We start from the raw sequence: 15308 nt of genomic DNA on the forward strand, positions 1-15308 counted from the left end.
AGTAATGACTAATAAGTTTATAGAGTCAAATAGTAAAGGTAGCACTTATATAGATAATGCATACCTTTATGATACTCGTTTAACCTCCACAGAAAAAACTGTGTATGCTGTTTTATGTAGTGCTTGTTACGCTAATAAATATGAAACATATGTTGGACAATTAACTATAGCAAAAGCCATAAATAAAAGCCTTAGAACAATTCAGAGGGCAATAAAAACATTGAAGAAATTTTCATATATTATAGTAAAAAGGCGTGGTAGTATATCTAATATAACAACTATTGTAAGCAAACAAACCAAACAGGTGGCACATAAGGTTACTAGTGCATTAAAAGGCGCATATAAAGCTTATAAGCAAAAAAGAAAAGTAGATAAAAAAGAAAAGCAGAGTACTTTTAATAATTTTGAGATGAGAAAGTATGATTTTTCTTCTTTGGAAGATATGCTTTTAGGATATAAAGAATATAACTCAGAAGAGTTATTGGAATAAATTTGACTAAAAAATAAAAGAACCTAATGGATAGCGACCATTAAGTTCCAAAGCACATTAAAAATAAATATGCTTAACACTAATATTAGCATATCATATATTTTGTTTTTTATAAAGGTGTTTCAAAAAATTAACAAAAATTATGTTTATTAAATTTGCACTTTTTTAAAATTACAGGAGATAAGGTATTTTTGTTATGTCCGAAAATAATTATAACTCGGTAAAAGCTATTTGTATTAAGTAATCTAGGGAACAAATTTGACACATAAACAGATTATTTAATAAAGATAGCTTTTAGTTTTTCTCGAATTTCTATATAACTCATATAAATTTATATACTTATCCACATTATCCACAGAACAATTGTTTGTAAAAACTCTAATACGACATTAACTATATTAAAGAAATGACAGTTGTTATATATAAGTTATGCCAAAATTACTATAGAAATAAATACTAAATAAGAATTAATTATACTTAATACTTATTAACAGGTGAATATTTTAGTAAATTTATATCGATAATTATATATAGAATATAAAAAGGGAGATGGAATTTATGTTATATGATACAAACAAATACAAACTAATAATAAAATATGAAGAAGGGGGAAAAAAGATTATAGAAGATATAACAGGATTTGAAAACAACTCAGATATAATTTATCATGAACCTAATAAATATAATTATAATGGGAATGGTTGGAGTAAAGATAATTGTTCAGAAGGAATTATAGAATTTTACTTAAAAAATTATAGTGGCTCTATCAAATCATTACTAAGGCTTGAAAGAGATCCATATCCTTTCGATATTCAAATAATTGATAAAAATAATGATGATATAAAAGTAAATAGGACGAGTACTAAGGTAGAAAGTAGACAAGATAATACTCACTGGATTATAAAAGAACTTCTTGAAAATGGCTAAATGGATTATGCAACTTGAAGAAATTTATGGTATTAGACAAGGTAGTGCAGGTATTTCCTAACTGAATAATTCGGATGGGATAATAACACAAGAACAATTATCTAAGCAATTAGGTATAAGTCAAGATATTTTATTAAATTATAAAAAATTAAATGAAATAATTCCTGAATTACAAGGATTAGTACAAGGAAAAGCTTTAAAAAATAGATTAATAAATAAAAAGTGGACTGAAAATAACTTCATGTCCATTTTTTAAAAATTAATATAATAATTATTCTATGTAAACCATATATACATCTTTTCTGTCTTTATTTTTTTCTTTCCACTCTTTAATAAGAGAAGTACTAATGTTATTAAAATTATTTTTATAGCTTCTAATTGGTAGAAAGCAATGATTGTTTTCTATTTTGTCGCATATTAACAACCTGCTTGAATGCACTTCTTCTTCGGTTAATTCTATCCAATTTGAAGTGGCATCGTTCTCGTAAAACTCAATTTGTAAACCAATCATATTATCTTTTTTATTAATATTACAAAAATCTAAAAAGTTTGCTATAGTTTCTTTGTCAAAAATAAAATAAGCCTTTCCTCGTGGTTGGCCAATAGTTGTAAAATCACTCATATCATATGTAGCCATACAACATTCCTCCAATTATTTTATTATTTTACTATATTATAACATTCTAAGTTGTAATAATAAACTTATGTTACATTCAATGACGCTATTTTAATATTCTTTAAAATAATTAAAATAAATTAATAAATAATTATAAAAAAAATGGTATTTTATTTATTAATTTATTTTTTTTGTAACAAAAAGAAAAAACTTGTAAAAATAAATCGAATATGCTAAAATGATTTTCGTAATTCGAATTACAGAAAAATTGTAAAGGAAAATGGAGTGTTGAAATGAGGTTAAGATTTATAGAAAAGAGTAACTATAATAATATTTTGATGAAAACGATTAATACTGAAATATTAAGTGCTGTATTTGTTCCACATACACAAATATATATAACGAAAGAAAATGAAATATTGGTATGTGAGTATAACTATAATGTCTTGAAGGTATTAGAAAATGAGATAGACATTTTTGTTACAATAGCAGATACTACTAAATTATCACATGAAAAAACTGTTTAAAATATGGAAAAAGATTTATTTGTTATACTTTGATTTTAAATAAAATATAGGGTGGATTATGATGAAAACAAATGAAGTTAAAATAACACATTTTGGTAAATGGGTTATAGATGAAGGAAATAATATTGAAATTGATTGTTATGTAACAAAGGATTCTAGGAGATTACTTTCGTTGAGAGGAACAGCAAGAGCTATGGGCTTAAAAGGTGGAGGTTCTGGAGCCTTAGTTCGTAACCTAAATAGTAAATGGATTGAAACATATTTAAGTGTAGGACTTAAAGATTGGTTATATAAAATGAGAAATGGTGAAATAGAAAAAATTAAAGGCAACAACGGAAAAGAATTTTATCCTTTTGATTGTGAATTATTTGTTGATTTATGTAAAGCTTATGTAAAAGCAGATAAAGATGGGGTATTTGAAAATTTAACTATGCTAAATAATGGTAATCAAAAAGAGATAGCTGATAGGATGCTTTCAATAATGTCAGTGTTTGCGAAAGTAGGTATAGTAGCATTAATTGATGAAGTTACAGGATATCAATATGAAAGAAAAAAATATGAATTAAGAAAATTAATAGCAGCATATGTTCGTGAAGAATTTTCACCGTGGACAACAAGATTTCCAGAAGAATATTACAAAGAAATATTTAGATTGGGTCAATGGGAATATAAAGGTAAAGCTAAAACACAATATGTAGGAAAATTAACTAATAAAATAGTATATGAAGTTTTGCCAGAAAGTGTTTTAGATGAATTAAGAACAAAAAATCCTATTGTAGAAAATAAAAATTATAGAAAACATAGGCATCATCAATTTTTAACTGAAGAAACAGGAATACCACATTTGGATAGACATTTAGCTAGTATCGTAACGCTTATGAGAGCATGTGATAATTGGGAACAATTTGACACTTTGTTTAATAGAGTTTTTAAAAAATCATAATTTAATGAAGAAGAGGCAGTAGGATCATTAGTCCTCTGCCTTTTCTATTTTATTAATTTCTGTATATTCCTTAACATTCTCAAGAATATCACCAATCTGACAATCTAATTTTGTACAAATTTTACTTAACATATCAAATGAAATGCTATGAGTTCTTCCATTAGCTAAATTACTAAGAGCATTTGTTGAAATCCCTGTAGCTTTTGAAAGCCAATACTTAGTAAGTTTTCTTGATTCAAGATATTTATTTAAATTACATTTTATCATTCTTAAACTACCTCTTTCATTCAATTTATGTATATATTATACCTCTAAATATCATATTTGTAAATACCATAAGAGGTATTTTTAACTATATATTTATAAAATTGAGAAATTTTGTTTTACATCTTGACGTATCATATCTATAGATGGTATAATTTATATATAAAGATAAATAAAAAAGTATCCAACCCGAAGGTCAAATACTCTTAACTGGTAATTAAAGTATAACATTTTCGTGGAAAGGATGCAATATTTAAATCAATAGGAGGAATGAACATGAACAAAAACTACACTAAAGCCTTAGACATTGCAGAAAATACTCTATGCAGAATCAACAGCATATATGATAATGCTTCAACAGCAAATTTTGAAGACATTAGAGGATGCAAAGCTACAGAGAAATTAATAGAGGATCTAGAGGGCTTTATAAGAGACATAAAACATTATTCTAAACCAATTCAAGAAGGGTATCTACAATTAAAATCCAATGGTAGATATTCATTAGAAAACATAGAACTTACATGTGGCTATCCAGTAGAAATCTATAACACTGAGTCTCATGCTTGGAACGATGGCAGGATAGAACATTCAGACAAATACAATGGTTACTATTTCTATAATTATGATGAAAATCATATTGCATTAAATAATAATATTAGAGCAAGAGTAAGGATATAAAAGGGTAGGAGGAGATATTAATGCAGCAAGCAAAAACAGACTTAATACCAGTAACTTTAGAAGAAATGGTAGATATTCTTAATAAAGTAGCAGATTCAGATCAAGGAAGTATTACAGTTGAAACTAGAGGCATGATAAATTTAGGACAAAATATCTATTCTAAAGATAGAGGTTCTGAATGGGAAGCTAGTATTAATATTTACATAAAAGATGAGATACTATATAAAGAATTTATTATAATTGACTATGCCATGCAAGAGGATTTAATATCATTTGATGCTTTAGAAATTATAGGTGATATAATATATGATTCAGAACTAAAACAATTTAGAATATGTTTTGAAATGAATTTAGAAGTTGTTATAAATGTTTATGATTATTATTTTGAACAATTGTAATAAAAAGTAAATTGAAAAAGAAATTTATAGAATAATAAAAAAACTATTGACAAAGCTTTTTATATGTAATAAAATAAATTTTGTAAATTAGAAGAAATTGTTGTCATGTGAGGCAATATTATAAATAAAAAGAAATTATTAAAAGAGATTATTACATATAGAAAAGAAAACAATAATAGGTTTAAAAATTTAATCGAAAGTTGGAGACATTTTGTAAGAGCGTAATGTTTGTTTTTCAAAAATTACGTTTGGTAAATGTAGATAAGATTCGGTTAGACTATTATTGTCATCTATATGTGATAATCTCTTTTAATTTACAAAAACAAAATAGAAAGCAAGTAGGAAGAAAGAAAAATATGAATAACATAATTAAAGAACTGGAGCAGAACAATATATCTTATAATCCAACAATAAACATATATGGTAATAATAGCTTGAGTTGTACACATAATTTAAAGAATTACATTATCAGTAATGAGGATAATAAGTACAAGCTATTTGAATTTAATGTTGCTAGAAATCCTAAAAAGAAAAGCAGATACCATCTTGTGGCTGAATATTCAGATGCATCTGAGGTAATAAATTATATTAGGACTAGAAAGTTTAATATGGCTAGTTAAAAAATGTTTTAAAATATTTACTGAAACAATATTGACTTGAACAATAAATGATGTTAATATTTACTTAGACAATAAAATTGTTTAAAACAATATTGGAGGAATGAGCTAAATGATCGGTCTCGAGTACGTACTAAATCTCTATAATATGCAGCACCAAGAACTAGCTGAAAAACTTGGCATAAAGAAACAAAATATAAATTTGTGGATTAAAAAGAAACAGAATATTAGCAAGAAATATTTACCTATATTGGCTGAGATGTTCAAAATTCCAGAGTATATGTTTCAGAAAGAAATTGATGATATTGATAAATTAGTAATTCAAAAAGAGAAACTGAAAATGGAGTTAAATCCTGAAATTATAGGCTATGATTTACGATTAAATGTTAGAGGTGATGTCGATATAGTTGACAAACCTATATATGATATTGAGGAAATGAATGATTTGGAATTTCAAATAAAGAAGACACAAGTTATTGAAGATTTTAGAAAAATTACCAATAATATAAACGATGATATTGAGCTTCAAATGCTTGAACAAGTCGCATTATTAATTAAAGGACATAAGAATAAAAAAATATTAAATTTTACGATCGATGCAATTTCACACTATTATAATGTATTGCCAGATTGGGTTGGAGAAGGCTATGATAGCGATGATTTTGCAGAAGAATTTATTGAATTAGCAAAAAAATATGATAAATAAAATATATGGGTAGTGACCTACCACTAGAAGAGGAGAAAGATTATGAATAAGAAATTAGTATTAAGTGAAAGATTTAAAGAACATATGAAAGCACATGGAAATAGTTTTGATGGAGAATATGAAAAGTACCTAACAGAGAAAGTTAAAAATGAAATATTATTACAATGCAATAGTGATCTTAATGTTGTACATGTATTAGTAACTGAGTTTCCGATTGTTGGTTTTGTTACTATTGTTCCAGTTGATAAAAATGACAACATATTTTGGGCAAAACGTAATGGGAGAAATATTTATAGCAGATTTGTTAAAGGTAAAAAGCCATGTATGACTAACGTAATTACATTTGTTGTAAAAGAGCAATACAATAGTAAAGGTACTTTTAATTTAATCTCTATGTATCCAAGTTTTGGTGTATCAGAAAAAGAAGTTTTCGATCCTAATATTGATTCGATTGAGGAATTAGAGAAAAGTATAAACTTCTGGACAGAATTTGCTTTTGTAGATACAGAAACAGAATATATTAAAGAAACTAAGAAAGATATTATAGAAAAAAATAATGTATTATTTAATAGTGGTATGTGGTATGAAGTTAATTATACGGAAAATTGTCCTGAAGCTTGGGAATATTATGCTAATCTAAAGTGTGATAAGTTAGATGTTAAAAATTTATATTATGGTAGCAAAATAATAAAACAGTATGATGGATATGGAAACTTTATACAAACACAATGTGAGTATACTGGATTAAGATTTAATTATATGTGTAATGGAGTTGAATTTAAAATTGGGTATTCAGGAAATGTAAAACATGATTTTGTAGAAGAAATATGTTTAGCAGGATAATTATTTCAAAAAACACCAATAAGCAGAGCAATCACACGAAAAAACAAACACTTTCCCTTATAACTCTGTTATTTAACAAAAAATACTAAAATATGAACTTGTATGTAATTTGAAAACAAAAAATAATCATATTATTATTTAGGGTACAGGACTAATTTGCCGATTAGTTCATACCTAATTAATATATATTATAACCAGATGACATCACGTTTATTCATAAAGTTCTTTGAAAATTAAACATAACCCAAACATGCGTTCATCAAAGTACATATAATAACCATTATGTGTACTATTGCTTAAAACTATTATATACCAACGCTTTAGAATTTGTCAATATACCAAAAAGTAAAAAAATGAGTATATTTTATTAAAATTTTAAGAAAAAACAGGAGGAAATTTAAGATGAAAAGAAGATTTACAGATTTACAAGTTTATAGTTATTGCAAGGAAAGATGGGCTTTTTATGAAAAGCTCGATGGTGGATATTATCCATCAAAACATGACTCAGTTGTATTAGAAGAGGCAGCTAAAAAGTTTGAGATAACACCACAAAAGGCAGATCAGATATATAGTAAAGTATCAGCAGCAAAAACTAGCAAGGAATGTAAAAATATTAATAAAGAACAAATGGATGAATTACTTAAAGGAATTGTAACAAAAAATAAAGAAACACCTTGGAGACAAGGATTGGCTTAAATTTTAAAACAACTAAAGAATATATTGTGGAGGGGGTAAATCCTCTCCAAATAAAATTATTAAATAAATTAACTTAGAGGAGGAAAAGATTTATGAAGGGACTTTATCATTACACAAGTACATTTCATTTACCACAAATATTAAGTTGTGACTATTTAAAATTAACAAGAGGCATTTTAGATGATTATGCTGTTTGGTTTACTACATCTATCACTCCTTCGGGCAATGGATTGGAAGGGTCTGTAGTAGATAAAGGTGAAATTAGATTTGTAATGAAAGATATACTAGCTATTAAATGGAAAGATTATAGAAAGAAATTCACTAAGGGTAAAGATAGGATATTAAGAGAAAAGTGGGCAGATGCTTTAGAGGTTAATCAAAAGCCAGGTACATGGTGGTTAACAACGGATTTTGTAACATTGGATAATGTACAGGCTATAGAAAACATAAGAACAGGGATAAAAATAGATTTTCCCGCCCCTATAGATGAAATTTTAGATAAATTAATATAAAAATAAGAGAATTTATATAGGAGGAAAATTAAGATGAAAAAAAGATTTGCTGTTTATGGAATTGATGGAGATTTAGATAGAAAGAAGATAGAAGGTTTATTTTTGGAACAAGGATTTATAAAAGTAATAGATAGTATGTTTTGGGGAGAAGAAAGTAAAGTTATTTCTATTGCAGAACAATTGGAGAAGGAATATATATTATATGGAATATGTCCTATTTAAATCATTTTATGGACACAGTTCCACAGGGTAATAAATAATGATTTAATCCCACGAATCACGAAATTAAAAACCTTAGATACATTAATTCTATGGGGTTTTATTTCAAAAAGTTGTACCGGTAATGGAGGAAGAAAATAATTAGGAGGAAAAATATTCATGATTGATTATGTAAGTAGGACAAGCAAGGCAGTAAGGCAGAAAATATTAAATAAGGCATTGACAGAAGTGTTAGAAGAACTAAGGAAAAAGTGTTTTCCTTGGAAGAGGAGAAATTTTTTATTTGATGATGTTGAGATTATGGAGAGAAATTTTTATAAAGAGGAAGATCCTGATGTTCTTGGTTTGTACGAATGGGATGAAAAGCAGCTTGTTCATAAAATATATATAGCAAAACAGTATATTTGGTGTTGTCATCGGTTTGAAAATAGTTGGGTGAGGAAATACCATTATAGACATCTAAAACAAATTATACATCACGAAGTAATCCATGCATTTTTGCAAGACCACTGGGAACATAAGTATAAAAAATTTATTACTGGAAAAGATAGGGATTCTAGTCCATTGTTCCTTAGTATACTTTATTGGACTGGAGGATATAGTAATCATCAATGTATGGAAGGTTTTGAACATACAGAGTTATATAATAAAATATTCAATTTTGGTACTTATGAAGAATTAGAGGACTATCTAAATGATATGTTGTTAAATTATAGAGAAGTTATTAAACCAATACAAAAAATTGATAATGAAGAAGATTTCACAAAGCTAAAATCTAATGATTATAACAGTGTAACCAATTTGTTTGAATTTGCTCCACGTATAAATGGAATGGAAAAAATTACTGAAGTAAATTGGGTAGATATATATAAAAGAGGAGATAAAGTAAAAAAATATAATTATATAACAAGAAAATGGCAAGTTGGTTGTAATGTTACACCAGATATGTTAGTAGCTTTATATAACAGAAAACAAGATAGTCAAGCTAAATATTTTGATTATAAAAAACAGTTAATTGTAATTCCTAATGTTACAAAAGAAGAATTTAAAACGTTACAGGTTAATGATTTAAAATCAATTACAATTAAAGAAAACAAAAATATTAGTTAATTGCAGCACTTGTAACAACTACAGACTTTGCTGTAAGTGTGGTAGATACACTCCTAGTGTGTTACAGAAATATCTGTAGTGTATAGGAGTGTAAATATAGATATATAGCCATTTTCACTACTAGTGATAAATTAGATTACAGTAAAAGCTGTAGGACACTAGGAGTGTGGTACAGATATTTCTGTTTTACACTCCCCAAAATAGGTAGTGTGTTACAGAGATTGCTTGCATACTTGGACAGAAATAAAAAAGAATAAGAATAAAAAATATCATTATAATAAAAAAGAATTTTTTATTTCGCACTAGGTAAAACCTAGATACGAGTTTTCCTTACGGAAAAACCAAAATACATTCATTCATTTTTCTTTCTCATTATTGGGATTGGAATTGGATAGATAGGAGGTAACAATATTATGATAGGTTGTTTTCATGTGAAAAAATTATATTTAGCAGATTCATTATCTTATTTGGGTTTTAGATATATGAAATTTACGGACAAGTTTACAGGAGATATGGTATATAGTTTTAAAGATACAGATCAATTTAGAATGGCATTAAATGATTTATTAAACCTTAAAGAAAAATATAGAAATAATTAATGATTATGGAGGAATGATTTTGATATGGATAATAATTTTTGGGTTGAAGTAGATAAAAAATGGTTTTATGCTCCAGAAGGGGAAGAAACATTAATACAAAAATATGGGACATTAGGATTTGTTATTTATAGCATTTTACTTAGAAGTGTTACAACTAGAAATACTATTCCAATATGTGTTAATTCTATAGCAGACATATTATTAATAAACAAGAAAAATAATAATAGATTTGTGAATAGGATAAAAAATAAAATAAAGGATATGAATAATAATCTATTTATTCTTTGTAAAGACACTAATTGTAATATTCCAGTGGAAGATATTAATAATTCTACTATATATTTTACCAAGCTAAATGATAATAAAGATGCTCCGTTTATGATGTTGTATGACAATGAGATAGATAAGCTAATTGAGTATTCTGTGGGAAAGAATGTTAGTGTAGAAGATTTAATTACACATTATTCCTTTATAGTTAATGGATTTAAAGGTAAAAAAGAAAAAGAAGAGGTACCAGAAGGATATAAATGTTGGTATGGTACTTTTGATTCTATAACAAATAAAATAGGATTGGCTAAGAATACACTAGTAGCTAATAATAAGATATTCCAGGAACTAAATTTATTGCTCATAGGTAATGCAGGAGGAAAATTAGATAAAGAAAATAATACTTACGAAAACACTTCAAATATATATAGTAAGTTTGCTGATAAGGAATATTTTAATAAGTATTTAGAGGTTAAAAAAGGACAAATTAATAAATCTTTTCAAAGAAATAAAGACAAAAAAGAACAGGATGAACAGAGGAGATTAAAACAAATATATAAGAATTATCAAAAGAAAAATAATATAACTTGTATAGAAGATATAGAGGATAAAGAGAAATTTAGAGAATTAAATAGTTTAGAATTAAATTATTATAATTTTGTAAAAATGAGAGATAAGGATTATAAAATAAGAAAGTCTAACTTTATTACAATTAGAACAGATGGAATTATTAAAGAAAATGATTTTAATATTAGTAATGTTAGTCCTGTAGAAGTTGCAGATAATTGGGGTGAAGAAGAGCCTAAAACGGATATTGATGATATGGATAACATTTCTGATGAAGAAGTTGTTAAGGCGGCTTTAGAAGCTAATAAATACAATAGTGATGATTATGGTGATTTAGAGGAATTAGAGGATGAAGAAATTACTCCACAAAGTTATGGACAACAGGATGCTGTACCGATAGAAAATAAACCTAAAAACAAACTATATGATAATGATGTTATAAAAAAACAAAAAAGTTTAGATGCTATGATGTCTGGAAAAAGAGAAAAAGTAATATGGTATAGTAAAAATTAATACCGTTTCCTTTGAAGGAAGCCATTCTACACAAGTGTGGAACTAAAAATTAAATATACATTGTTACAGGGGTGTACAAATGCAGATGTAGATCCTATTTTTGCGTATTAAAATTAATGATTAGGAGGATATGTTATATGTTAAATAAACAAGTAAAGTTATATTGTATAAAATTAAATTTGGTGAGAACTAAGGAAGAAAAAAGTTTAGGAAATGCCAGAAATGATATAAAGCAAAGGAAATATAAATTTAGACAAGGTTTATCCATATATGTAAAAAATAAATTAAATACTGAAAATTGGACAGAAGAGTGCAGTGTATTATTTAAAGAAATAATAAAGGATAGTAAAAGATATTTACAGATAGAGAAAGAATTAAAATTAATTAAGAAAAAAATATCTGAATTATATATAGTTAATAAGAATTTAAATAGAAGTGTTAAAGTTGAAAATATTAGAAAAAAAGATGTTATTGCTATAGGAGATAATAATTTAGTAAGAACTCTGGGACTTAATTTAGGAGATTTTACAGATAAAATAATAACAGTTAAAGTTGGAGATATGAATTATTTAGTAGTAGAGAAAATTGTTAAAGATGGTCTTACTGTAATTAATACAGATGGAACAAAACAACATTATAACTTCTTTACAGCAGGAGCAGGACAAACAAGAACTAAAAAATTTATGATGATATTAAATAACAAAAAATTAGATGCTGCAATGTTAACATTAATGTGTGGACTTACTAAAGAAGAAATCAATAGACAAGGCGGTATGAATATATCTAAGTTTATGGCATATCTTAGTTTGAATAATAGTCAATCTACTGTATGGGAGGACTTTAGCATAGATAAAGCAATTGTTGTAGATGACTTTGAAACAATGGTTTCAGCTACTGTAGATTATATAGATAGACAAACAAATACAATAGAAAAAGAAATAGAGTTTGAAAGAAAAGGAAAACAAATAAAACAAAAAAGGAAAAATGATATTGCTAAATGGGACATAATTAAGAATAAAACAATGGATGTTCCAGTACCCCATTTTGATGGATTAGGAATAATATTAGATAAAAAATACAAGAAAAATAGACAAATTCGATGTCCTTGGATTAAAGGTCTTTTAACCTATTTTGATGTGAAATCTTATATAAAAGAAAAAGGTTATAGTTCCAAAGTAATAGATATATACGGTAAGGAATGGGACATTATAGAAGATGATATAAAGGTTATTTTTACTAAGAGTCAATTTAAATTATATAAATTTTATAAAGATTGGGAGGATTATCGCACTAATTTTAAGAAATATAATTGTACTGCTAATGTTTGCATGCAAGATGAAGATGAATATAAAGATATGGATATTAATTATCAAATGCTTCAACAGCTTATTAATATGGAAGATAAACATATTAAATTATTGACTAAGGATTTTAAGGGTTTAATTAATAAAGTACATAACAATAGAAGTGCTATGTTAGATTTCTTAGGGGCAACTAAGAAAAATGAACATAGAAATTACTTTCAAGAAGCTATGAGAATTTATCCAGAAATGCTAAAGAGTGCTTATGTTAAAAAACAAATTAGTGCAACAATTACAGCAGAAAAGAAAAAAGCTTGTAGTGGTAAAATAAAGATTAAAGATAGTAGAAGAGTATTTATACTATCTGATCCGATAGCATTTTGCGATTGGTTATTTGGAAAAATAGAAAAACCAGAAGGTTATTTAAAAGATGGAGAAGTATATTGTAACTTATATAAAGACACAAATAAGCTTGATGTCCTAAGAAGTCCAAGTTTAAGTTTTGAACATGTTATTAGGACTAATATAAGGGCAACAACTGGTAAATGTAAATGGTATGAAACTAATGGACTATATACTTCTACACATGATATTATAAGCAAAATATTAGCCTTTGACGTAGACGGAGATGAGGCTTTAGTTCTTAGTACAGATTGGATTATAAAATTAGCTGAAGATATGATTAAAAAATATGATATTAAGCCTATTTATTTTGAGATGGGTAAATCCGGAGCAAAAGAAATAAATAATGATAATATATTTAAATCTTTACAATTTGTATATGATAAGGCTAATATAGGGAAGATAAGTAATAAATTAACTAACTTATGGAATAGTGAAAATCCAATGGAAAAATATCCACTAATGCAAAAGCTTTGTGCTTATAACAATGATGTAATAGATTCTGCTAAAACTTTATCTCTCCCTAAGTTACCTAAAGATGTTAAGGATGTACTTAAAAAAGAAAAATACCCTTACTTCTTCCAATATGCTAAGAATAAAAAAGAATTACAGTGTAAGAAAATGAGCAACAGTGTAATGGATAGAATATGTAATGATATAGAAAGTATAGGAAATATAAAATTTGATTACAATAAAGGATTTGGAACTTTTAGAATGAAGACTTTGATGAATAATCAAGAGAATATTGAAGTGAATAAAGATGTAATTGCTAAATATTTAGAATTAGAAAAAATTACATTAAATAATATTAATGAATATGCTAGAGAATTTGAAAATGAAGATGAAGAGGATATGAAGAAAACAAATTTTAAAGAAATGTTTTATAGTGAATCTAGAAAAGAATTTTTAGATTTTTCTAAATCTATAGGAATTGATTATGTTGATTGTGTTGATATGATAATAAAATATACTTATAAAACAAATGACCTAAGAATGACTTTTTTATGGAATGTGTTTGGAGCTGTTATAATTAATAATTTAAATAAAAATATTAAAAAATCTTTAGATGATGGATATTTCATGTGTATTGATTGTGGTAAAAGAGTTAAGAGAGAAACAAATAACCAAATTAGATGTACAAGTTGTTCTAAAGATGCTACAGCAGAAAGAAATAGGAATAGAAATAAGAAAGTTACACGTTCTGGAAAAGCTTCTTAGATAGCATGGTTGAGCCATTTGTAGGAATTTTGAAAATAAAAAATAAAACGTAAATCCCCTATAAATGGCTTAATATCAACGTTTGTAGACATTTTTGAAATTCTTAAGATGGAAAGAGAGTGAGGACTCGTAATAAACCAGTAAGGTGATATGAACTTACACTTAAGGACAGGTATTAATCTGTCCTTATAAATTTTTTTATTTTTAAAAAACTATACAATTATCCTTACTGTAATTTTATTCTTACTGTAACAAAAAGTCAATAGTTTTTTGAAAATAATTTTATGGGAGGTAAAAAATATGGATAACTGTAATGTGGATGAACTAAAAAATGAATTAGCTATAGTAAAACAGGATAGAGACGATTCTAAACAAATGGTCTTATTGCTTACAGCTATGGTGCTAAAAATAATAGAACTTGGAGAAGATAAAACTCTACAAGATGCGAAAGATATAATAGATGCAGATATGAAACAATTAAGTGAAGCTTGCTTCAGAACAATGCATCCAGAAGAAAATCTATTTTCTAGTGTAGTGTCAAAAATACATAACTAATATATGGTATATGAATCTTATACATAAGTCGCCAAGTTAGGCATATATATACATGACCTATCAACCGCAGCATAAGATTTTTTAAAATTATAGTGGTAGTTTTTGGAGGTGTTCGCTGCCACTATAAATTTATATAAAATTAAATATAGTTCCGAAGCACAACGGGGTTAAAAAAGGTGCATCCTTTTAAAATTTAATATATAAATTAACAAGGACAAATTTTGGACTGGTTACGGAGTTTTAGGTGATGTTCTCCGATATTAAAGATACCCTCATTAATATTAAATTTAATAAAGGATATATCATGTCGAGATGACAGTATTATATCTCCTATAATAAT

19 protein-coding genes are annotated in these 15308 nt (G+C 26.4%); 17 read left to right on the forward strand and 2 right to left on the reverse strand.

All coding sequences use genetic code 11. The annotated features are described in order from the left end of the window. The first annotated feature begins 4 nt into the window (after positions 1-4). Together Q6H37_RS05435 and Q6H37_RS05440 are read left to right on the forward strand one after the other, a co-directional pair. On the forward strand, positions 5-490 hold the full coding sequence (locus Q6H37_RS05435; protein ID WP_318739795.1) for a helix-turn-helix domain-containing protein: 486 nt from the start codon (positions 5-7) through the stop codon (positions 488-490). A gap of 558 nt (positions 491-1048) precedes the next feature. After that, the gene (locus tag Q6H37_RS05440) at positions 1049-1417 is read left to right on the forward strand and encodes a hypothetical protein (protein ID WP_318739797.1); all 369 of its coding nucleotides are present in this window, start codon (positions 1049-1051) and stop codon (positions 1415-1417) included. 271 nt (positions 1418-1688) lie between these two features. Here the strand turns inward: Q6H37_RS05440 and Q6H37_RS05445 are convergent, their stop codons facing one another. Then, positions 1689-2054, reverse strand: coding sequence for a hypothetical protein (locus Q6H37_RS05445; RefSeq protein WP_318739799.1), 366 nt, complete (start codon positions 2052-2054; stop codon positions 1689-1691). A 272-nt stretch (positions 2055-2326) separates the two neighbouring features. Between Q6H37_RS05445 and Q6H37_RS05450 the strand changes: the two genes are divergently transcribed. Beyond that, positions 2327-2560 (forward strand): hypothetical protein, encoded by a 234-nt coding sequence (locus tag Q6H37_RS05450; RefSeq protein WP_318739801.1) that lies wholly within the window; start codon positions 2327-2329, stop codon positions 2558-2560. A gap of 61 nt (positions 2561-2621) precedes the next feature. Continuing rightward, on the forward strand, positions 2622-3503 hold the full coding sequence (locus Q6H37_RS05455) for a P63C domain-containing protein (RefSeq protein WP_318739803.1): 882 nt from the start codon (positions 2622-2624) through the stop codon (positions 3501-3503). A 27-nt stretch (positions 3504-3530) separates the two neighbouring features. On the opposite strand, the gene Q6H37_RS05460 is transcribed toward Q6H37_RS05455, so the two are convergent. Continuing rightward, positions 3531-3770, reverse strand: coding sequence for a helix-turn-helix transcriptional regulator (locus tag Q6H37_RS05460; protein ID WP_318739805.1), 240 nt, complete (start codon positions 3768-3770; stop codon positions 3531-3533). Between the two features lie 273 nt (positions 3771-4043). Between Q6H37_RS05460 and Q6H37_RS05465 the strand changes: the two genes are divergently transcribed. The 13 genes from Q6H37_RS05465 (at position 4044) to Q6H37_RS05525 (ending at position 14968) form a co-directional block, all read left to right on the forward strand. Next, positions 4044-4445, forward strand: coding sequence for a DUF5348 domain-containing protein (locus tag Q6H37_RS05465; protein WP_318739807.1), 402 nt, complete (start codon positions 4044-4046; stop codon positions 4443-4445). A 20-nt stretch (positions 4446-4465) separates the two neighbouring features. Then, entirely contained in the window at positions 4466-4843 is a 378-nt protein-coding gene (locus Q6H37_RS05470; protein WP_318739809.1) for a hypothetical protein, read from the forward strand. A 356-nt stretch (positions 4844-5199) separates the two neighbouring features. Continuing rightward, positions 5200-5463 (forward strand): hypothetical protein, encoded by a 264-nt coding sequence (locus Q6H37_RS05475; RefSeq protein ID WP_318739811.1) that lies wholly within the window; start codon positions 5200-5202, stop codon positions 5461-5463. 109 nt (positions 5464-5572) lie between these two features. Next, the gene (locus Q6H37_RS05480; protein ID WP_318739813.1) at positions 5573-6166 is read left to right on the forward strand and encodes a helix-turn-helix transcriptional regulator; all 594 of its coding nucleotides are present in this window, start codon (positions 5573-5575) and stop codon (positions 6164-6166) included. Positions 6167-6208: 42 nt separating this feature from the next. Next, complete coding sequence (locus Q6H37_RS05485; protein ID WP_318739815.1) at positions 6209-7009, forward strand: hypothetical protein; 801 nt, start codon at positions 6209-6211, stop codon at positions 7007-7009. A 402-nt stretch (positions 7010-7411) separates the two neighbouring features. Continuing rightward, positions 7412-7705: a hypothetical protein gene (locus Q6H37_RS05490; RefSeq protein WP_318739817.1), complete on the forward strand. Its 294-nt coding sequence runs from the start codon at positions 7412-7414 to the stop codon at positions 7703-7705. Positions 7706-7797: 92 nt separating this feature from the next. Beyond that, entirely contained in the window at positions 7798-8217 is a 420-nt protein-coding gene (locus Q6H37_RS05495; RefSeq protein ID WP_318739819.1) for a hypothetical protein, read from the forward strand. 33 nt (positions 8218-8250) lie between these two features. Next, positions 8251-8439 (forward strand): hypothetical protein, encoded by a 189-nt coding sequence (locus Q6H37_RS05500; RefSeq protein WP_318739821.1) that lies wholly within the window; start codon positions 8251-8253, stop codon positions 8437-8439. Positions 8440-8595: 156 nt separating this feature from the next. Next, positions 8596-9546 carry a hypothetical protein gene (locus Q6H37_RS05505; protein ID WP_318739823.1) on the forward strand — a complete coding sequence of 317 codons (951 nt, stop codon included), beginning with the start codon at positions 8596-8598 and terminating at the stop codon, positions 9544-9546. A 413-nt stretch (positions 9547-9959) separates the two neighbouring features. Next, on the forward strand, positions 9960-10145 hold the full coding sequence (locus Q6H37_RS05510) for a hypothetical protein (RefSeq protein ID WP_318739825.1): 186 nt from the start codon (positions 9960-9962) through the stop codon (positions 10143-10145). A 24-nt stretch (positions 10146-10169) separates the two neighbouring features. Next, positions 10170-11492, forward strand: a complete 1323-nt coding sequence (locus Q6H37_RS05515) for a hypothetical protein (RefSeq protein ID WP_318739827.1) — start codon at positions 10170-10172, stop codon at positions 11490-11492. A 137-nt stretch (positions 11493-11629) separates the two neighbouring features. Then, complete coding sequence (locus Q6H37_RS05520) at positions 11630-14413, forward strand: hypothetical protein (protein ID WP_318739829.1); 2784 nt, start codon at positions 11630-11632, stop codon at positions 14411-14413. Between the two features lie 300 nt (positions 14414-14713). After that, positions 14714-14968 carry a hypothetical protein gene (locus tag Q6H37_RS05525; protein WP_318739831.1) on the forward strand — a complete coding sequence of 85 codons (255 nt, stop codon included), beginning with the start codon at positions 14714-14716 and terminating at the stop codon, positions 14966-14968. Positions 14969-15308 lie beyond the last annotated feature (340 nt).

It is taken from the genome of Clostridium sp. JS66 (assembly GCF_033561535.1).
In the GTDB taxonomy this organism is placed as follows: Bacteria; Bacillota; Clostridia; order Clostridiales; family Clostridiaceae; genus Clostridium_AM; species Clostridium_AM carboxidivorans.